The sequence below is a fragment of the Ferrimonas sp. genome (assembly GCF_048263965.1).
Classification (GTDB): Bacteria; Pseudomonadota; Gammaproteobacteria; order Enterobacterales; family Shewanellaceae; genus Ferrimonas.
In genome coordinates this window covers 48,789-68,968 of sequence record NZ_JBLXDO010000018.1, presented here as the reverse complement: position 1 = coordinate 68,968, position 20,180 = coordinate 48,789, and the positions used below count along the sequence as shown (strand labels likewise).

The window sequence follows — 20,180 nt, the reverse complement described above, 5'->3', positions numbered from 1 at the left end:
AGAGCTTAAGTGGTTATAGGGTCCAGGTCAATTGGCCACTGCCCAACTGATCGGCCAACAGCTGCTCTATGCGCTCCCGGTGTGACTCATCCCCCTCGGCAAAGGCAATGCCAACGCCTCGGGGTCGTTGGCTGTCGGCCTGGGGATTGAACCACACCACCTCACCAAACACCCTTGTCGGCTCACTCTCTCCGGGCAGAGTGTAGAGAAGCTCGACCCTATTCCCAAGCTCAGTGGGTTGTTCACAGGGGATAAAGAGACCACCGGATTTAACAAAAGCCATGTAGGCCAGATGCAGCTCGTTAAGGGAGTGGAAGCTGTGGGTCAATCTGGTGGTCATTGAATCTCCATCTGACAAAGCTGAGAGGCGGTGTTCTGTTGAGACTATCTGTGCACCAACAACTGCTGAAACACCGCGACCGCATTCAGTCCGGGCTGGGTTTCAAACCGCTGATGCAGCTCTGCCACCTCCCGGGCCAGGACCTGATAACGGCTTAGAGACGCCACATAGGCATGGGGATCGGCAACAAGATCAATATAGAGCAACTTCAGTGCCTGCGCCGCCTGGGCATCATCCAGACCAAAGAGCACGGGATCCAGCACACCGCTGTCCAGGCTTCTTTGCCAGGCGTGGCGCCAGGACTCTATGGTGTCCAGCTGTCCGGACTCCGCCGCCTCGGCCAGCTTGATCGGCCCCCCGAACAGCCGCAGCAAGGCATCCAGCTTCTGGGGGGCAACGCGTCCTTCCCCCAGCCATTGCAACGACTGCTGACGGGAAGGTGACGCCACCAGCAGGCGCTGACACCGGCTGACGATGGTGGCCGGAAGGCGATTTGGCGCATCGCTCACCAAAAGCAGGTGCACACCCGGCGCGGGCTCCTCCAGCGTCTTAAGCAGGGCATTGGCGGCTGCGGTGTTCATGGCATCGGCCTGATGAATTACCACCACCCGACGGCCGCCCTGGTGGGCGGTGCCTTCAAGCGCGTGGATGAGCGCTCGGATCTGCTCCACCTTGATCACCCTGGGGTCGGGCTGAATCACCAGCCGGTCCGGATGGTTACCGGCGGCCAGCAACTGACAGCCCCGACACAGGCCGCAGCCGCTTCCCTGTTCACACAGCAGTGAGTCCGCCAAGGCATTGGCCAGCTCAGTCTTGCCTATGCCCTGGGCGCCGCAGATCAACCAGCCATGGCTCAGTCGGCCACTGGCCAGGCTCTGCTGCCAGAGTTGCCAGCTTCGTTCTAGCCAGGGCATGGCGCTGAGTCCCATGGGCAGGGTCACAGCAGCGCCTCCGCCAGGGCGTCCTCGATGTCCTGCTGTACCTTCTCCATGGGTTGGGAGGCGTCTATGGTGCAAATGCGGGCATCGGCGGCGGCATGGCTCAGGTAGTTTTGACGGGCGCGCTCGAAGAAATCCAGGCTTTCCAGCTCGATTCGGTCCAGCTCACCCCGACCGCGGGCCCGCTCCAACCCAACCTTGGGGTCGATGTCCAGGTACAGGGTCAGGTATGGCTTGAAGCTGCCGAGGGTGATCTCTGACAACCCCTCGACCTCTTTGGACAGGCCTCGTCCGGCCCCTTGATACGCCAGGGAAGAGAGGTTGTGCCGGTCACCGATGACCCAGCTGCCGCGCGCCAGGGCGGGCTTGATCACCGTTTCCACCAACTGGGCGCGGCAGGCGTAGACCATCAGCAGCTCGGTCATGTTGGCCATGGGTTCCTCTCTGGGGCGCTTCCAGATCTCGCGGATCTCCTCCGCCAGAGGGGTCCCCCCCGGCTCCCGGGTGTTGACCCTCTCCTGTCCGGGAAAGTGGCGCTCAAACCAGGCGTTGACCCGCTCAATGGCTGAGCTCTTCCCCGCGCCTTCCAGGCCTTCGATAACGATGAATTTTCCAGTCTGACTCATGATCTCTTTCTGATGTATTTATTAACGGCCCTGTTGTGTTCCTTCAGGGTCCGTGAAAAGTGGTGGCTGCCGTCCCCTTTGGAGACAAAGTAATAGTACTTGCTCTGGGCCGGTTGGCAGGCGGCCTGCAGCGCTTCCCGTCCCACCAGGGAGATGGGCGTAGGCGGCAAGCCTCGAATACGGTAGGTGTTATAGGCTGTTCTCTCCAGCAGGTCCGCCTTGGTGATGTTGCCATCGAAGCGATCTCCCATGCCGTAGATCACCGTGGGGTCGGTCTGAAGACGCATGCCACGATTGAGACGGTTGATGAACACCGACCCGATCAGTGGACGCTCCTCGGCCAGGGCGGTCTCCTTCTCGATGATGGAGGCCAGGATCACCATCTGGTAATCGCTCTCGAGGGGCAGACCCTCCTGGCACTGGCTCCAGGCCTGTTCAATTTCACGTCGCATCCGGCTGGCGGCACGGCGCACCAGGGCTTCGGCAGAGTCGCCAGCATGAAACTGATAGGTGTCGGGGAACAGCATCCCCTCGGGGTTGAGACCTTCAAACTCGATGGCGGCCTGCAGGCCTGCCATCCCCTGGGCGGGTTGGGTCAACTTGGGGTGTTCGGACACCCGGGCCAGCGCCTGTTTCAGGGTCTCTCCCTCCACCAGAGTCAGGCGAAATGCCATCTGCCTGCCATCCATCAACAGCTGCAGTGCCTCGCGAACACTCATCTGGGGTTCCAGCTGATAGGTGCCAGCCTTGATGTTGGCCAGGGTGGGCTCCATGCGCACCGCCAGTTTTATCCAGAGGGAGGTGGGTATCCACCCCTCTTCGGACCAGAGGTTGGCCACGCGAACGGTGGACGCCCCCACCGGCAACTGCCACTCGGTGGCCTTGGTTAAATTCAGGGGCGCCGCCATCTCCTTATCCAGGCGATGAACCATGTAGGCCGCCGCAATCACTGCGGCCAGGGCCAGACTGGCCAGGGAGAGCGCCAGGCCAACCATCCATTTCTTCATTATGCCAACGCCTCCTGCAGGCTCCTGAGGGCGGCAGGGACGGCTAAAGCACGTCCCGCCAGTTCAGTGACGGGAACCAGCCCCATCAGAGAATTGCTGATAAACGCCGCATCGGCCCGATCCAGATCAGGCCGAGTCAGATCCCGGATGACTACCTGCCAGCCAAGCTCGGGGGCCAGACCCACAATGTGCTGACGCATCACTCCGGCCACCCCGCCTCGATGCAGTGACGGCGTCAGCAAAACCCGGTCCTGGCACAGAAACAGGTTGGCGGCGCTGGTTTCCAGAATCCGCCCCTGGACATCCAGGGCCAGCAACTCGTCGGCCAGACTGGCATCCACTTCGGCGCGATGCAGCACCTGCTCGGTTCGACCCAGGGTTTTCAGGCCCGCCAGGGCGGGCTGATTACCCAAGACAAAGTCGGCGACGCCGATGCGGATCCCCAGTTTTTGCCACTGCAGATAGTGTACAGGATAGGGGTGGAGGGTGAGGATCACCCTGGGAGGCTGGTTTAAAGAGGCGGCGTAACCTCTGCCCTGCTCTCCCCGGGTAAACAGCAGTTTGGCCACCATCAGTCCTTGCTGTCCCGAGGTCGCCTGAGCCAGGGTGGCTTCAACCTGGCTCCAGTCAGGTTCGGCCATCAGCAGCCTGCTGCACGCCTGACTCAACCGTTGACGATGCAGTGGCCACAGCACAACCTCTCCCTCACGTACCAGCATGGTGGTGAAGTGGCCATCGGCCAGGTTCAAACCCCGGTCGGACAGACTCAGAGATTGCGAGGGCACACCGTCAATCCAGCTGCTCATCAGCCATCCTGGGTGATGCGACTGGCCACCGCGCCCTGTTGATCGCGATACTTGGCATTGCTGCGCTTGTTGTACGGGCGGGCACACTCCATCGCCAACTTTTCGAAGTTCAGGGCACCGATGGTCATTCCCGGGCGTAGGGCCAGGGGCAGTTTGCCACTGTTGTAGAACTCCAGAACAATCTGACCGGACCAGCCGGGATCGATGCGATGGGCGGTTACGTGCACCATCAGACCCAGGCGTGCCAGGGAGGAGCGGCCATCCAGCCAACCCACGATGTCGGCGGGCAGAGTCAGAGACTCAAAGGTGGCCCCCAGGGCCAGCTCGCCGGGATGCAGATAGAAGGCATCGCCGTCCGCAATGGCGATCTCATCGCTCATCACACTGTTGAGGGCCTTTTGCACCTCATCGCGGGGGCCGGAGAGGTCGATGGAGGCAGCGGTGTGGTCCTGAAAGACACGGAAACGGTCCCCCAGGGTGACGTCCACGCTGACGCCGGAAATACGATTCTGGGAGGGCCGTGGCTCAATGCTGATCTGGCCCTTGTCCAGGTGCTGTTCAATCTCGATATCGGTAAGACGCATGTTCTCTATCCCTAAAACCTTTGGGTACAAGTCGATTTTTTTTTATTATTTTAGTCGCTGGCCAGCTGACGAATCTTGGCTTTCAGGAAGTCGATGGCGATGCGGTTCTTACCGCCGCGCGGCACGATCAGGTCGGCGTGCTGCTTGGAGGGTTCAATGAACTGCAAAAACATCGGACGAACCGTCTGCTTATACTGCTCCAGTACGGAATCCATGGTACGGCCACGCTCCTCCACGTCACGGCGCAGGCGACGAAGCAGGCAGATATCCAGCGGAGTATCCATAAAGATGGAGGCGTGCATCTGCTCGCGCAGCTTGGGATCGGTCAGCAGCAGAATGCCTTCGATGATGATCACCCGCTTAGGCGTCACCTTGGTGGTCTGGGGCATACGGGTGTGTTCCACATAGCTGTAGACCGGCACATCACAGGATTCCCCGGCACGCAGCTGCTCCAGGTGCTGACACAGCAGTTCATGGTCCAGGGCACTGGGGTGATCGTAGTTGGTCTTAACCCGCTCCTCCATGGACAGGTGACCCTGATCCTTGTAGTAGCAGTCCTCGGTGATCATCGCGATCTGATCCGTGCCCATATCCTGGCGCAGATCGTCACAGATGGTTCGAGCGATCAAGCTCTTCCCCGAGGCAGACGCACCGGCGATGCCGATGATGACGCATTGTTGTTGGTTAGCCATGACTTGTACTTCAATTAACGTTAATAAAAACGGGCGACGGCAGGCGAGCCTACTCGTCGCAAATCTCGATCTCCAGCCCTGTAGGCTCGGACAGATTCACCAGGGCGGCGGCGCTCTTACGGGCGATGCTCTTGTACTGCGCCGTCAGCTCCCCTTCAGGGTCAGCCACGACTGTGGGGTTACCGCTGTCGACCGCTTCCCGGATCGCCACGTTCAGGGGCAGATCACCCAGCAAAGGCACATTATAGCGTTCCGCAGTGGCCTGACCGCCGCCGGAGCCGAATGGGTGCTCCTTGCTGCCACACTGGGAGCAGATGTGGTAACTCATGTTCTCCACAATACCCAGCACCGGGATGTTCACCTTGTTGAACATGGTGATCCCCTTGCGGGCATCGGCGGTAGCGATGTCCTGAGGGGTGGTCACCACCACCGCACCGGCTACCGGCACCTGCTGAGACAGGGTCAGCTGAATGTCGCCAGTGCCCGGGGGCATGTCGATCATCAGGTAGTCCAGATCCGGCCAGTTGGTCTCGTTCAGCAGCTGCACCAGGGCGCCAGCGGCCATAGGACCACGCCATACGGTGGCTTGATCTTCGGTTACCATAAAGCCGATGGACATGGCGGCCATGCCGTGCGCAATGGCGGGCTCCATGGTTTTGCCGTCGGTGCTCACCGGCTGGAACTCTTTAACGCCAAGCATAATGGGCACCGAGGGGCCGTGGATGTCCGCATCCAGCACGCCGACCCGGGCGCCTTCAGCCGCCAGGGCCAGGGCCAGGTTGATGGCGGTGGTGGATTTGCCCACGCCGCCCTTACCTGAGGAGACGGCGATGATGTTCTTCACGCCCTTCACCTGTTCCGCCTGACCGGCGGCGGTGATGGTGGGCACCTGCAGGCCAATCTCGCACTCCACCTCTTCGATGGCGTCCAGCTTGGCCAGGGCATTGGTCAGGCCCATTACGCGCTGACGATACTTGCTCTGACAGGGGTAGGGGTAGACCAGCCCCAGCTTCAGGCAACGGCCGTCGATGTCCAGGCTGCGTACGATGCCGGCCTCGACCAGATTTTGCTGAAGATAGGGGTCTTGCTGTTGGGAAAGGATCTCAAGGACTTGCTTGGAAAGGGCTTCCGGTAGCTTATCTTGGATGGGATTTGGGCTCACGCTCAGGCTCCGTCATAGAGATATTTCGCCAAGTGTACCAGAACTCTGAACATTCGCATGCGCATAATGCGCTCAACGGCATCCTGTATGGGTGAAAATGCGTCTCCTATCAGTTAAACTTGCCCGAATTCCGTAATCCATTGCACGCAAGAGATAAAATGGCATCTCCACAAAGAAAGATCCTGGTAACCAGCGCCCTCCCCTACGCCAACGGTCCCATCCATCTTGGCCACATGCTGGAGTACATCCAAACCGACATCTGGGTTCGCTTCCAGAAGCTGCGCGGTCATCACTGCACCTATGTGTGTGCCGATGACGCCCACGGCACCCCCATCATGCTCAAGGCTCAGCAGCTGGGCATGACCCCGGAAGAGATGATCGCCCAGGTATCCGAGGAGCACCAGGCGGACTTTGCCGAGTTCCAGGTAGGCTTTGACAACTACCACTCCACCCACAGCGACGAAAACCGTGAGCTGGCGACCCTGATCTACACCCGCCTGAATGATGCCGGCCACATCAAGACCAGCACCATCAGCCAGCTGTTCGATCCGGAAAAGCAGATGTTCCTGCCAGACCGTTTCGTCAAGGGCACCTGTCCTAAGTGCGACAGCGAAGATCAGAACGGAGACAACTGTGATAACTGTGGCGCCACCTACAGTCCCACGGATCTGAAAAACCCCAAGTCCGTTGTCTCCGGTGCCACTCCGGTGCTGAAAGACTCTGAGCACTACTTCTTCGACCTGCCTGCATTCAAGGATATGCTGGAAGCCTGGACCCGCAGCGGTTCCCTGCAGGAGGAGATGGCCAACAAGCTCAACGAATGGTTCGAGCAGGGCCTGCAACAGTGGGACATCAGCCGCGACAAGCCCTACTTCGGCTTCGAGATCCCCGGCACCAACGGCGAGAAGTTCTTCTACGTCTGGCTGGACGCCCCCATCGGCTACATGGGCTCTTTCAAGAACCTGTGCGACAAGCGTGATGATCTGAACTTCGACGATTACTTCGCCGCCGACTCCGACGCCGAGCTGTACCATTTCATCGGCAAGGACATCATCTACTTCCACAGCCTATTCTGGCCCGCCATGCTGGACGGCGCCGGTTTCCGCAAGCCCACCAATGTGTTTGCCCACGGCTACGTCACCGTCAACGGTGCCAAGATGTCCAAGTCCCGCGGCACCTTCATCAAGGCGCGCACCTATCTGGATCATCTCAACCCCGAGTACCTGCGCTACTACTACGCCGCCAAGCTGAACAACCGCATCGACGATCTGGACCTGAACCTGGAAGATTTCGCCCAGCGGGTGAACTCCGACGTGGTTGGCAAGCTGGTGAACATCGCCTCCCGAACCGCAGGCTTCATTGCCAAGCGTTTTGACGGCAAGCTGGCCGACAGCATCGATGCCCCAGAGCTGCTGAAAGAGTTCCAGGACGCCGACGCCACCATCGCCCAGTACTATGAAGATCGCGAATTTGGCCGTGCCATGCGCGAAATCATGGCCCTGGCGGACAAGGCCAATGGCTACATCGCCGACGCGGCACCCTGGCAGTTGGTCAAGCAGGAAGGTATGGAGCAGAAGGCCCACGAGGTGTGCTCCATGGGCATCCACCTGTTCCGCCTGCTGATGATCTACCTCAAGCCTGTGTTGCCAACCATGGCCGCCGCCGTCGAGGAGTTCCTCGCCTCCGAGCTGACCTGGGAGGGTATTCACACCACCCTGACCGGTCACGGCATCAACAAGTTCAAGCCGTTGATCCAGCGCATCGAGATGGACAAGGTGAGCGCCATGGTCGACGCCTCCAAAGAGAACCTGGTCGAAGCCCAGGCTGAGCCTGAAACCCCAGCCGCCGAGGAAGGCACCAACGACGAACTGGCCAAGGACCCCATCGGCGAGACCTGCAGCTTCGACGACTTCATGAAGGTGGACCTGCGGGTGGCCCGCATCGCCAAGGCGGAGCATGTTGAGAAGGCCAAGAAGCTGCTGAAGCTGACCCTGGACCTGGGCGGCGAAACCAAGCAGGTGTTCGCCGGCATCAAGTCCGCCTATGCGCCGGAAGATCTGGAAGGCCGTCTGACCGTGATGGTGGCCAACCTGGCACCTCGGGAGATGAAGTTCGGTGTGTCCGAAGGGATGGTGCTGGCCGCCGGTCCCGGCAAGGATGAGCTCTACATCCTCTCCCCGGACTCCGGTGCCAAGCCCGGTATGCGCATTAAGTAAACCCGGTCACCGGAACGCTCTGGCATTGAAAAGCCAGCCCGAAGGGGGCTGGCTTTTTTGTTAAAGGCGCTGGACGCTCAGTTCACCCGTCTCTGGTGCCCCTCCCAATAGGGCGCGCGCAGGTCCGCCTTGCGCAACTTACCAGCGCCGGTTACCGGGAAGGGGTTGGTGCGCACCTCTACGCTGCGCGGACACTTATAACCGGCAATCTCGCCCTGACAGAAGGCGATCAGCTCTCCCTCCGCCAGACTCTGCTCCGGCTTTATCCGAACCAGGGCGTGCACCTGCTCCCCCCACTGCTCACTGGGGATACCGATCACTACCACCTCGGCCACCGCCGGGTGGCGGGACAGTGCGCTCTCTACCTCGGCGGAGTAGACGTTTTCCCCTCCGGTGACGATCATATCCTTCACCCTGTCCACCAGGAACAGAAACCCCTGTTCGTCCAGGTAGCCGGCATCCCCGGTATGAATCCAGCCGTCGCGCATCACTGCCGCACTCTCTTCCGGCCGGTTCCAATATCCCTGCATGGCATTGCCGCCACGGACCCGCACCTCGCCCACCTGCCCGCTCGGCACCGGTGTTCCCGTGGGGCCGACCACCTCCAGTTCAACGCAGCTGACCGCCTGTCCGGCAGATCTCAGCTTGCCGGCACAGGGGCCGTCTAGGACGTGGTAACGGGCCGGCAATATGGTGGCCAACGGCGCCAGTTCGGTCTGACCGTAGGCCTGGATGAAGCCCACGTTTGGCAGCTCGGCCAAGGCTTGGCGCAGGGTGCCCTCCGGCATGGGCGACGCCCCGTAGACTATGGTCTCCAGGCTGGTCAGGTCGGCCCCCGGAATCGTCCCGGACCCCAGCAGCATGGTGATCATGGTGGGCACCAGCAGGGTGTGAGTCACCCTGTGTTCGGCGATGGCGGTCACCAGCGCCTGGCAATCGAAGGCGGGGATAAAGACCTGTGTGGCACTGCAGATGGTGGTGGCGTAGGACATGGCGATGTCGGCCGCATGAAACATGGGCGCCGCGTGCAGGTAACGCACCTGCGGATGAGCCAGGTCCAATCCCAGGGAGGCGGACACACTGGAGATCCACAGGTTGTGGTGACTGAGCATCACCCCCTTGGGAAACCCTGTGGTACCGCCGGTGTAGTAGATCCCGGCCAGAGACTCCCCTCCCCGACCGGCGTCCTCCATGGGCGCCAGCTCATCGAGTCGGGCGGCGTAATCCACCATCCCTTCCGGAGTGAGGCTGTCACCGATGTGGATCACCCGCTCCACCGCGCTGTCACCGGCGAGAATCGCTTCGGCGGCGGGGAGAAAGGTGTCGTCCACCACCAATATCCTGGCCCCGGAGTCCTTCAGGGCAAACAGGTTCTCTTTCACGGACCAGCGGATATTCAGCGGCACCAGAACGGCGCCGGACCAGGGTGTCGCAAAGAACTGCTCGTAGTAGCGGTCACTGTTGAGCGCCAACACCGCAACGCGATCGCCCTCCTGTACGCCGCACTCCCTGAGCAGTGACGCCGCCTTGGCCACACGGGTTGTCAGCTGTGCCCAGCTGTGATGGCGGGCGCCACAAATCGTGGCGGTCTGAGTGGGATAAAGCGCCGCATTGCGCTTTATCATCTGGGTCAGTTGCATGGTTCCCTCCAGGTCATGGGTGTACAGGGCGCCAACCACCTCCCCAGCAATACACAGTTCAGATTAAAGATAGATGGCCCTGGCCTCCTCTGGGCTGGCAATACTGCGCCCAGCCTGCTCGGCCACAGAGACCAGGGCGGCAATCATCTCGCCGTTGCCCCTGGCCTTGCTGCCATCGGGCAGATAGAAGCTGTCCTCCAGGCCGGTGCGCAGATGCCCGCCCAGCTCGGCGGTCCTGCGATGGACCGGCCAGATCCCCTGACGACCAATCACCGTGGTCTGCCACAGGGTGTCAGCAAGCATGTAACGCTGCAGAAGCGGCAGCAGATCCGGATCGGCCGGCATGCCAGAGGCCACCCCCATCACCAGGTTGTAGTTGGGCCTGGCCACCATGCCCACCTGCTGATACATGGCGACGCTGCGCACTATGCCCAGATCAAAGCACTCAAACTCGGGGCGAATATTCCAGCGATGGCAGTGAGCGACCATCTCCTCCACCTTGTCGGCTGGATTGTCGAACAGCATCGGTGGCCAGGCCCAACTGCCCTTGGACGTGACCTTAAGGTAGTTGAGGCTGCCGGCGTTGCAGGCGGCAATTTCCGGTCGACACCGCTCTAGACAGGCCAGAGGCCCGGACTGATCCCGTCCGACCACGCCTGTGGTGAAGTTGAGCAGCACGCCGGGACAGGCGCCGCGGATCGCCTCGCCAATCTCCTGGGCAACCTGTGGTTCCCAACTGGGCAGATGCCCTTTGCCCGGTTGCTGACGGCGAAAATGGATGTGCATGATGCCGGCACCGGCATCGAACGCCGACTTGGCTTCGGCCGCCATCTGCGCCGGAGTTACCGGCACCGGATGGCGGCTGGGGTCGGTGAGCACCCCGGTCAGGGCGCAGGTGATCACGGCCTTGTGCGTCATAAACCCTCCTGGTCACTAATTGAACTAAGCTACCAAGCAATTGCTTGGTATGACAAGAGGGGTTGTGTCCATAGGCACAGAAAACGAAAAGGCGACCGCTATGGGTCGCCTTTATTCGGGTCGCAGCTGTTGGGCTTTCGCCTCACCACAGAGTTACAGGGTGGCGTTAATCTCTTTCAACGCCTGGATGGGGGACTCGGCTTTGGTGATGGGCCGGCCAATCACCAGGTAGTCACTGCCGGCGGCAACCGCTTCTGCCGGCGTCATCACCCGCTTCTGATCCCCTTTGTCGCTGCCTGCAGGGCGAATGCCCGGGGTCACCAGTTTAAAGTCGCTGCCCAGCTCCGCCTTGAGCATGGAAGCTTCACGGGCGGAACACACCACTCCATCCAGACCACTGGCTTTGGCCAGCTTGGCCAGGGCCAGCACGTGCGCCTCGGCGCTGCGGGTCACCCCCAGCTCAGCCAGTTCACTCTCCTCCATGGAGGTCAGCATGGTCACGGCAATCAGCATCGGCGCCCGGTCGCCATAGGGTTTAAGGGCATCGGCGGCGGCCCTCATCATACGGCTGCCACCACCGGCGTGCACATTCACCATCCATACCCCCAGTTCGGCCGCGGCGGTGACCGCCTTGGCCACGGTGTTGGGGATGTCGTGAAACTTCAGGTCCAGGAAGACGTCGAAACCCTGATCAATCAGGCTTTTGACAAACTGGGGACCGAAAGAGGTAAACAGCTCTTTACCCACTTTGAGTCGACATTGGGAGGCATCCAGTTCAGATACAAAGCTCAGTGCAGTCTCTGCGTCATTGAAGTCCAGTGCGACTAGCACCTTAGGGTCATTATGCATGGGTGTCTCCGGTTGTAGGGTGTTATCGGTAGTTCTTGGTATTGGAGTTTGCTGCGCACCAGCGCAGGTTATCTATTCTCCGTCGAGGCCGCGTATACGCTTGCCCTCCCCCCAACTCTTGCAGGAGGGGCAGTGCCAATAGAGGCTGTGTGAGGGGAAGCCACAGCGACGACAGCGGTAAATGGGCCTGAGTTTTATCTGAGCTTCCACCAGCTTGGAGAGCATGTCGATGCGCTCCTTGCCGGCGCCGAGATCCGCCTGCTCCATTTGCAGTTTCATCAGATGATGAAAGCCACGCATGGTGGGCTGACGCTTAAGCTGCTCCAGCAGCAGCATCTCCGCCTGATCAGGCCCCGAGGTCTGGGCGGTGATGTCCACCAGTTTCAGCAGGGTACTGACGTTACCGTCACGCTCCAGCACCGAGTGCAACAGGGCCACGAATTGATCGTCCATATCCAGCTGACCGAAGATCGCTTCGGCGTCATCCAGTACCTCGGGCAACATGTCCGGCGCCGCCGCCACCAACTGGTTCACCAGTTTGGCCGCACCGGCGTTGTCTTTGCCTTCCAGGGCGCGAATCTTCTCCACCATGGCGCGAACGCAGTGACTGTCGGTAGAGAGCGCCTTGTCCAGCAGCTTCATCCTCTCGACCGGGTCTTTTGCCTGGTGGGCCAATTCACAATAGTAGTGAGCTACCACCGGCTTGAGTTCCTTGCGACTCACCCGGCCAAACTTGCGGGCAACCTTGATCGCCTTCCACCACTCCTTGGTGGCCTGGTAGATGGAGAGCAACTGACGCTCGGCATCCTGACTGTGATCAGGCTCTTTCACCAGCTTCAGAAACAGGTCTTCGGCCCGGTCATACAGGCCGGCGGCCAGGTAATCCTTACCCAGCTCCATCATCGCTGCGTCTCGCTGTTCTGTGCTCAGGTGAGGCCGGGCAATCAGGTTCTGGTGAATGCGAATGGAGCGGTCTACCTCACCCCGTTTACGGAACAGGTTTCCCAGGGAGAGGTGGGTCTCGAAGGTCTCTTCATCCACCTGCAGCAGTTCGATAAAGAGATCGACGGCTTTATCCGGCTGATCAGACAGCAGGTAGTTCAGGCCATCGTAATAATTCTTGGAGAGAGCACGACTGCGCTTACGCTCGGTCTGGCCGGCGCTGCGCTGGCCCATGTACCAACCGTAGGCGGCGGCGATAGGCAGGAGTAGGAAAAACAGCTCAAGCATTGGTGTCGTTGGACTCGAGCTCGGCTAATCGCTTCTCCAGTTGCTGGTTTCGGGCAAGGATTCGTCTCAGCTTGAATCTTTGACCCAGCATCAGTGCCATGGTGATCAGCCAGCTGATCACAAACCCACTGAAGAAGGTTACCGCCAACACCATGGGCAGAGAGAACTCACCGCGAGCAATAAAGTAGTTCAGGGTGATCAACTCGTCGTTGCGGGCACCAAAGGCCATGGCAACCACGAAGAAGACAGCAACCAGTGCCGTGATAAGCAGGGCTTTCACTGTGGCTCCTCATGAGCATCAGACAGGGAGTAAGATTATCTTATAAAAAGAAAATCATGGCTAGGGTGCGATGTTCTTTGACGGAGAATATTTGTTGGAATAGAGCTCACCCATCAAGGTGTCCCGTGGCAGCCGTCGGGCTGCGCGCGTAAATCGAACGGGCCGGACTCCGGTACGGTTCCGTCACTGCAGAACACCGGTTCAACTCGGCGCCAGATACAAAAAAGCCTCCGCTATGCGAAGGCTTTTATTTAATCAACCCTGTAGGCTTTGGTTGACGCGTTCGCGCAACTCTTTGCCCGGCTTGAAATGAGGTACGTATTTGCCAGTCAGCTCAACGGCATCCCCGGTCTTGGGGTTACGGCCAACCCGAGGAGCCCGATAATGAAGCGAAAAGCTACCGAAGCCGCGGATCTCAATGCGATCCCCCTGCTCCAGTGTGGTTGCCATCTGCTCCAGCATCTCTTTTATTGCACCTTCCACTTCCTTACCGGACAGGTGCGACTGTTTACTGGCCAATCTCTCGATAAGTTCGGACTTGGTCATCCTCGCTCTCCTAAAAGCCAATACCAGTCGCCTTTATGGGGAACCGAAGTTCCCCAATCAACAGGCGATTATTGTTTAGCAGCTTTGAAGGCTTCAGCCATAGCGCTGGAGAAGGTAGCTTCTTCACGCTGGTTCAGGGTATCGATAGCTTCCTTCTCATCGGCCTCATCCTTAGCACGGATGGACAGGCTGATGGTGCGGTTCTTACGATCAACGCCCATGAACTTGGCTTCTACTTCTTCACCGGCGGACAGCACGGTGGAAGCATCTTCAATGCGATCGCGAGAGATGTCAGCTACACGGATGTAACCTTCAACGTTCTCGCCCAGCTCTACAGTGGCGCCCTTGGCGTCAACTGCAGTGATGGTACCTTTAACAATAGCACCTTTTTTGTTGTCAGACAGGTACTTGTTAAAGGGATCTTCTTCAATCTGCTTAACACCCAGGCTGATGCGCTCACGCTCAGGGTCTACAGACAGAACAACTGCGGAGATCTCTTCGCCCTTCTTGTAGTCGCGAACGGCTTCTTCGCCAGCAACGTTCCAAGAGATGTCGGACAGGTGAACCAGACCGTCGATGCCGCCTTCCAGGCCGATGAAGATACCGAAGTCGGTGATGGACTTGATCTTACCGGAAACCTTGTCGCCCTTGTTGAAGTTGGATGCGAACTCATCCCATGGGTTAGCTTTACACTGCTTCAGACCCAGGGAGATACGACGACGCTCTTCGTCGATGTCCAGAACCATAACTTCAACGCTGTCGCCCAGGCTAACAACCTTGGATGGGTGGATGTTCTTGTTGGTCCAATCCATTTCGGATACGTGTACCAGACCTTCAACGCCCTCTTCGATCTCAACGAAGCAGCCGTAGTCAGTCAGGTTGGTCACGCGACCGGTCAGCTTGGTACCTTCTGGGTAACGGCCAGCGATGGCTACCCATGGATCTTCACCCAGCTGCTTCAGACCCAGAGATACGCGAGTACGCTCACGGTCGAACTTCAGTACCTTAACGTTGATCTCGTCACCAACGTTCACGATCTCGGAAGGATGCTTAACGCGCTTCCAAGCCATGTCAGTGATGTGCAGCAGGCCGTCAACGCCGCCCAGGTCTACGAAGGCACCGTAATCGGTCAGGTTCTTAACGATACCCTTAACTTCTTGACCTTCTTGCAGGTTCTCCAGCAGCTGCTCACGCTCAACGCTGTTCTCAGACTCGATAACCGCACGACGGGAAACAACAACGTTGTTGCGCTTCTGGTCCAGCTTGATCACCTTGAATTCCAGCTCTTTGCCTTCCAGGTGAGTGGTGTCACGTACAGGGCGTACGTCTACCAGGGAACCAGGCAGGAACGCACGGATGCCTTCCAGCTCGACGGTGAAACCGCCTTTAACCTTGCCGTTGATGATACCGATAACGGTTTCTTCATCTTCGTAGGCCTTCTCCAGACGCAGCCATGCTTCGTGACGCTTGGCTTTTTCGCGAGACAGCTGGGTCTCACCGAAGCCGTCTTCAACAGCGTCCAGAGCAACGTCTACGGAATCGCCTACGTTGATCTCCAGCTCGCCCTTAGCGTTCTTGAACTGCTCGGCAGGGATGGCGGACTCGGACTTCAGGCCGGCGTCAACCAGAACGATGCCGTTCTCGATAGCAACAACGGTACCTTTAACGATGGCACCGGGGCGGGTTTCCAGATCCTTCAGGGATTCTTCAAACAGTTGAGCAAAAGATTCAGTCATGTTTAATCAACAAATATATAGTGGTCATCCATGTGCCATCCTGGACATGGGGTAGTTGCCAAAAACCCACTTCACTCCTTGAAACGGGCGATTTGCGGACCGTTATCGGCCCAGTTTTTCCACTACGAAGCGGAGTACCTTATCAACCACCTGGTCGATGGACAGCTCCGTAGTATCAATCAGTAATGCGTCTTCAGCGGGCTTCATAGGTGCCACCTTACGGTTGGCATCGCGCTCGTCGCGCTCCTGTATCTCCGCCAAAAGGCGGTCAATACTAGCATCTAAGCCCTTCTCCTTCAACTGCAAGTAACGTCGGCGCGCGCGCTCTTGTGCACTGGCAGTCATAAAGATTTTAGCCTCTGCGTCAGGGAACACCACTGTTCCCATGTCTCGGCCGTCGGCAATCAGGCCAGGATCCACCCGGAATCCTCTTTGGCGACGCAGCAGAGCTTCTCGAACCCGTGGAAAAGCAGCCACTTTTGATGCGGCGTTGGCGCACTCCTGGGTGCGGATCTCCCGGCTTACCACTTCCCCTTCCAGCACCACTTTGATGCCGCCCTCTTCATCGGGGCTGAATGAAACATCCAGGTGAGCCGCCGTCAGGGCCAGGCCCTCTTCGTTGTCCAGCTCGATGTTGTGGTGCAGAGCCGCCAGTGCCAGAACGCGATAGATGGCGCCTGAATCCAGCAAGTGCCAACCCAGCTTCTCAGCCAGCAGATGGCACACGGTGCCTTTCCCTACCCCACCGGGTCCGTCAATGGTAATCACAGGGGCCTGTTGAGGCATGCTTGTCTCCAAAAATTCTTTTTCTTCTCCACCAGGGGACCATAACCCTGGCGGTTCCGGCCGCGTCGGCGGCTGGAAAGCGGGCCCATTATACAGATTCCCGAGTTAAAGTAAGCCCTTAGGTGTAAATTGCTGACTCCTCTGGGTCATTTTGACCCAGAGGAGTGGCAAACCACCAAGTTTAGCAGCTGCTATTGGCTGATGGCGGCAAGGCGCTCGAAGAAGTCGGGGAAGGTTTTGGCAGTACAGCCGGGATCCAGGATGGTGACCTCCTGACCGCCCACGGCCAGCATGGCAAAACACATGGCGATGCGGTGATCGTTGTAGGTCTCAATCTCAGCGTGATTGAGCTGGGCCACCGGCTCGACGCGAATGTAATCCTCACCCTCCTCCACGACGGCCCCCACTTTACGCAACTCGGTGGCCATGGCGGACAGGCGGTCGGTCTCCTTCACCCGCCAGTTGTAGATGTTGCGGATGACGGTAGGCCCCTTGGCAAACAGTGCGGTGGTGGCGATGGTCATGGCCGCATCCGGGATGGCGTTCATGTCCATATCGACCCCATTGAGTTCACCCTTGCTGCAGCGAATGAAATCCCTGCCCCACTCAACCTGTGCGCCCATCGCCTCCAGCACGTCGGCAAAGTGCTTATCCCCCTGCAGGCTGTCGGTGCCGACACCGCGCACCTCGACACTGCCGCCACCGATGGCCGCGGCCGCCAGGAAGTAGGAGGCGGAGCTGGCATCGCCCTCCACCAGGTAGTCCCCGGGGCTAAGGTACTGCTGGCCAGCAGCAATCTCAAAGCTCTGGTAATCGCGGTTGTTCACCTCGACGCCGAAGCGGGCCATCATTCCCAGGGTGATGTCGATGTAGGGCTTGGAGACCAGTTCCCCTTTGACGCGGATGGTCAAAGACTCTTTGAGCAGAGGCGCCACCATCAGCAGCGCGGTGAGAAACTGGGAGGAGATGGAACCGTCGATCTCCACCTCGCCACCGCACAACTCGGCGGCGTTGATGGCCAGAGGCGGGTAGCCGGGGTTTTCCAGGTACTGGATGTCTGCGCCCAGGGGCGCCAGGGCTTCCACCAGGTGGCCAATGGGGCGCTCCTTCATTCTGGGTTCGCCGGTCAGCACGAACTTGCCGCTGCCGATGGCCAGGGCCGCCGCCAGGGGGCGCATGGCAGTGCCGGCGTTGCCCAGATAGAGCTCCGCTTGCTGGCCCCGGGCCAGGCGGTCGCCCAGGCCGTCCACTTCGATGGTGGCCGCCTCCTTATCGTAGCGGTAACCCACACCCAGGCTGTCCAGGGCATTCAGCATATGGCGGATGTCGTCCGAGTCCAGCAGATTGGTCAGTCTGGTGGTGCCTTTGGCCAGGGTGGCCAGCAACAGAGCACGGTTGGAGATGCTCTTGGAACCGGGCAGGGTGATAACCCCGTCAACCCGAGAAATTGGAGAAAGGTGTAACTGCTCCATGGACTACTCCCGCATAGAAATGAAAAGGGGCCTGTTGGCCCCTTGAAACTGCTTTAACTGAATCGAGGTTATTCGGCCATCACCTCATCCAGCGCCTGCATAAATCGGGAGTTTTCCCACTCCAGACCAATGCTCACGCGCAGGTGAGAAGGCATACCATAACCCGCAATGGGACGCACTATCACCCCTTTTTTCAGCAGCGCCTCGTAGATGGCGCCGGCCCGGCCCACTTCGATGGTTATGAAGTTGGCCACACTGGGGATAAAGGGGATGTTACGCTCGGTGAAATAGGCTTCTAGACGCGCCATCTCACTCTTGTTGAGATCGATGCCCTGCTGCAGGTACTGCTCATCCTCCAGCACCGCCTCGGCGGCCGCCAGGGCCAGGGAGTTGTTGTTGAAGGGCTCCCGCACCCGGTTGAGCAGGTCGGTCATCGCCTCGGACGCCACCAGGTAGCCGACCCGCAGCCCCGCCAGGCCATAAGCCTTGGAGAAGGTGCGGCTGACACAGAGATTGGGGTATTTGGCCAGCCACTGAATGCTGGGGGTACGTTGGCCAGCCTCCAGATATTCGTAGTAGGCTTCGTCCAGCACCACCAGCACCTCGGCAGGCACCTTGTCCATAAAGGCCTCAAGCTCGTCGCCGGTGAGGAAGGTCCCTGTGGGGTTATTGGGGTTGGCGATGCAGATGAGCTTGGTACGCGCGGTAACGGCAGCCAGCATCGCCTCCAGATCGTGGCCCCACGCCTTGGCGGCGGTCTTCACCGCGGTGGCACCACAGGACTGGGTCAGCAACTGGTAGACGATAAAGGCGTGCGCATCGAAGATCACCTCATCCTCGGCACCGACGAAGGTACGGAACAGGATCTCCAGCACCTCATTGGAGCCATTGCCCAGGGTGATCTGATTGCTGCTGCAGCCCAATCGCTCGGACAGCTTCTGCTTCAGGTAGTAGCCATTGGCGTCCGGATAGCGCGCCAGTTCCGGCATGGCGCGCTCCATGGCGGCCTTGGCCAGCGGGCTCAGGCCCAGGGGGTTTTCGTTGGAGGCCAGCTTGACGATATCGGTGATCCCAAGCTCTCGCTCCAGCTCCTCCGTCGGCTTGCCTGGCTGGTAGGGCATCAGCCCCTCCACGCCTGGATTGGCCAGCTTGGTCAGTTCATTTGACACTAGTGCTTCCTTATCTTCTTTCTTATTTGTTGTTCAGCTCGAAGGCTTTCATAAAGGTCACCAGGGCCTGAACCCCCTCCAGTGGCATGGCGTTGTAGATGCTGGCCCGCATACCGCCGACACTGCGGTGCCCCTTCAATGCCATCAGGCCAGCCTGCTGAGACTGAGCCAGGAATTGGGCGTCCAGATCCGGATTGACCAACTGGAAAGGTACATTCATCTCACTGCGATGGCTTGGATCCACCCGGTTTTGGTAGAAGTCACTGCTGTCAATAAAATCGTACAGCAGCGCCGCCTTCTGGCGATTCAGCTGTGCCATGGCGCCGACCCCGCCCTGGGCCTTGAGCCATTTGAACACCTCGCCGGCCAGGTACCAGGCGTAGGTGGGCGGGGTGTTGTACATGGAATCGTTTTTATCCAGCAGGGCGTAATCCAGGATTGAGGGGGTGGTGGCTTGCGCCCGACCAATCAGGTCGCGGCGAACGATCACCAGCGCCAGCCCGGCCGGGCCAATGTTCTTCTGGGCACCGGCGTAGATCAGGCCATAGCGGTTAATGTCGATTTCCCGGCCGAGAATGCAGGAGGAGTAATCGGCAATCAGCGGTTTGTCGGTCACCGGCTCATCGAAGATGGCCACACCGTCGACGGTCTCGTTGGGGCAGTAATGCAGATAACTCCCCTGCCCTGCTTCGCTGACCTGGATCATGTCCAGGCTATTACCGCTGCGCAGGTCGATGCTGTTGACCCTGGCGTACTTGGCGGCTTCTTTGGCTGCGCCAGCGGACCATTGACCGGAGATCAGGTAATCCACCTGTTCGTCGGCCCCCACCAGATTCTGGGGAATGGCGGAGAAATGGGCGCGGGCGCCGCCGTGGGTAAAGAGCACCGCATAGTCGTCACCGATGTTCATCAGTTCGCGCAGGTTGGCTTCGGCCGCCTCGGCCACCGCCAGGTACTCTTTGGATCTGTGGCTGAGCTCCATCACCGATACGCCCAGGCCATTAAAGTCCACCAGCTCTTTCTGGGCTTTGGCCATCACTTCGGTCGGCAACATCGCCGGACCGGCGCAAAAGTTATATACGCTCATTCCTCGGATCCTATGTTTAGACAAAACACCCCATTTAACACCAGTTTCTCCGGCTAAGGAATAAAAAAACGGACGCCTGGGCGTCCGTTTTCGGTT

At 59.3% G+C, this 20,180-nt stretch carries 20 protein-coding genes; 1 reads left to right on the top strand and 19 read right to left on the bottom strand.

The window, feature by feature from the left end:
• Positions 1–13: 13 nt before the first annotated feature.
• Genes ACN0RV_RS14965 through apbC form a run of 8 tightly spaced genes read right to left on the bottom strand, consistent with a single transcriptional unit; the run spans position 14 to position 6,155 of the window.
• Entirely contained in the window at positions 14–340 is a 327-nt protein-coding gene (locus tag ACN0RV_RS14965; RefSeq protein ID WP_417348771.1) for a PilZ domain-containing protein, read from the bottom strand.
• Between the two features lie 44 nt (positions 341–384).
• Entirely contained in the window at positions 385–1,281 is an 897-nt protein-coding gene (gene holB, locus ACN0RV_RS14960) for a DNA polymerase III subunit delta' (RefSeq protein ID WP_417348769.1), read from the bottom strand.
• Positions 1,278–1,904 (bottom strand): dTMP kinase, encoded by a 627-nt coding sequence (gene tmk / locus ACN0RV_RS14955; RefSeq protein WP_417348767.1) that lies wholly within the window; start codon positions 1,902–1,904, stop codon positions 1,278–1,280. Before tmk ends, holB begins: the two co-directional genes overlap by 4 nt.
• The gene (mltG, locus tag ACN0RV_RS14950) at positions 1,901–2,911 is read right to left on the bottom strand and encodes an endolytic transglycosylase MltG (protein ID WP_417348764.1); all 1,011 of its coding nucleotides are present in this window, start codon (positions 2,909–2,911) and stop codon (positions 1,901–1,903) included. Before mltG ends, tmk begins: the two co-directional genes overlap by 4 nt.
• Entirely contained in the window at positions 2,911–3,717 is an 807-nt protein-coding gene (gene pabC / locus ACN0RV_RS14945; RefSeq protein WP_417348762.1) for an aminodeoxychorismate lyase, read from the bottom strand. Before pabC ends, mltG begins: the two co-directional genes overlap by 1 nt.
• Complete coding sequence (gene dcd, locus ACN0RV_RS14940; RefSeq protein WP_417348760.1) at positions 3,717–4,301, bottom strand: dCTP deaminase; 585 nt, start codon at positions 4,299–4,301, stop codon at positions 3,717–3,719. Before dcd ends, pabC begins: the two co-directional genes overlap by 1 nt.
• 50 nt (positions 4,302–4,351) lie before the next feature.
• A complete protein-coding gene (gene udk, locus ACN0RV_RS14935; RefSeq protein WP_417348756.1) occupies positions 4,352–4,993 on the bottom strand; it encodes a uridine kinase in 642 nt (213 codons plus the stop codon).
• A 49-nt stretch (positions 4,994–5,042) separates the two neighbouring features.
• The gene (gene apbC / locus ACN0RV_RS14930) at positions 5,043–6,155 is read right to left on the bottom strand and encodes an iron-sulfur cluster carrier protein ApbC (protein ID WP_417348755.1); all 1,113 of its coding nucleotides are present in this window, start codon (positions 6,153–6,155) and stop codon (positions 5,043–5,045) included.
• Between the two features lie 158 nt (positions 6,156–6,313).
• On the opposite strand from apbC, the gene metG reads away from it, so the two are divergent.
• On the top strand, positions 6,314–8,371 hold the full coding sequence (metG, locus tag ACN0RV_RS14925) for a methionine--tRNA ligase (RefSeq protein ID WP_417348753.1): 2,058 nt from the start codon (positions 6,314–6,316) through the stop codon (positions 8,369–8,371).
• A gap of 77 nt (positions 8,372–8,448) precedes the next feature.
• Here metG and ACN0RV_RS14920 read toward each other — a convergent pair whose 3' ends face one another.
• The 11 genes from ACN0RV_RS14920 to serC all read right to left on the bottom strand — a co-directional run bounded on the left by ACN0RV_RS14920 (position 8,449) and on the right by serC (position 20,084).
• Complete coding sequence (locus tag ACN0RV_RS14920; RefSeq protein ID WP_417348751.1) at positions 8,449–10,011, bottom strand: long-chain-fatty-acid--CoA ligase; 1,563 nt, start codon at positions 10,009–10,011, stop codon at positions 8,449–8,451.
• A 63-nt stretch (positions 10,012–10,074) separates the two neighbouring features.
• Positions 10,075–10,929 (bottom strand): 3-keto-5-aminohexanoate cleavage protein, encoded by an 855-nt coding sequence (locus ACN0RV_RS14915; RefSeq protein ID WP_417348749.1) that lies wholly within the window; start codon positions 10,927–10,929, stop codon positions 10,075–10,077.
• A gap of 153 nt (positions 10,930–11,082) precedes the next feature.
• Entirely contained in the window at positions 11,083–11,778 is a 696-nt protein-coding gene (gene pyrF, locus ACN0RV_RS14910) for an orotidine-5'-phosphate decarboxylase (protein WP_417348747.1), read from the bottom strand.
• Between the two features lie 72 nt (positions 11,779–11,850).
• Positions 11,851–13,008 (bottom strand): lipopolysaccharide assembly protein LapB, encoded by a 1,158-nt coding sequence (gene lapB / locus ACN0RV_RS14905; protein WP_417348745.1) that lies wholly within the window; start codon positions 13,006–13,008, stop codon positions 11,851–11,853.
• Positions 13,001–13,288 (bottom strand): LapA family protein, encoded by a 288-nt coding sequence (locus tag ACN0RV_RS14900; protein WP_417348743.1) that lies wholly within the window; start codon positions 13,286–13,288, stop codon positions 13,001–13,003. The genes lapB and ACN0RV_RS14900 overlap by 8 nt, the downstream gene beginning before the upstream one ends.
• A 255-nt stretch (positions 13,289–13,543) precedes the next feature.
• Entirely contained in the window at positions 13,544–13,834 is a 291-nt protein-coding gene (gene ihfB / locus ACN0RV_RS14895) for an integration host factor subunit beta (RefSeq protein ID WP_028108420.1), read from the bottom strand.
• 68 nt (positions 13,835–13,902) lie between these two features.
• Positions 13,903–15,570, bottom strand: coding sequence for a 30S ribosomal protein S1 (rpsA, locus tag ACN0RV_RS14890; protein WP_417348741.1), 1,668 nt, complete (start codon positions 15,568–15,570; stop codon positions 13,903–13,905).
• A 102-nt stretch (positions 15,571–15,672) separates the two neighbouring features.
• Entirely contained in the window at positions 15,673–16,356 is a 684-nt protein-coding gene (cmk, locus tag ACN0RV_RS14885) for a (d)CMP kinase (RefSeq protein WP_286339089.1), read from the bottom strand.
• A gap of 191 nt (positions 16,357–16,547) precedes the next feature.
• Positions 16,548–17,828 carry a 3-phosphoshikimate 1-carboxyvinyltransferase gene (gene aroA / locus ACN0RV_RS14880; protein ID WP_417348738.1) on the bottom strand — a complete coding sequence of 427 codons (1,281 nt, stop codon included), beginning with the start codon at positions 17,826–17,828 and terminating at the stop codon, positions 16,548–16,550.
• Positions 17,829–17,896: 68 nt separating this feature from the next.
• Positions 17,897–18,997 carry a histidinol-phosphate transaminase gene (gene hisC, locus ACN0RV_RS14875; protein ID WP_417348736.1) on the bottom strand — a complete coding sequence of 367 codons (1,101 nt, stop codon included), beginning with the start codon at positions 18,995–18,997 and terminating at the stop codon, positions 17,897–17,899.
• A gap of 22 nt (positions 18,998–19,019) precedes the next feature.
• On the bottom strand, positions 19,020–20,084 hold the full coding sequence (gene serC, locus ACN0RV_RS14870) for a 3-phosphoserine/phosphohydroxythreonine transaminase (protein ID WP_417348734.1): 1,065 nt from the start codon (positions 20,082–20,084) through the stop codon (positions 19,020–19,022).
• Between the last annotated feature and the right edge of the window lie 96 nt (positions 20,085–20,180).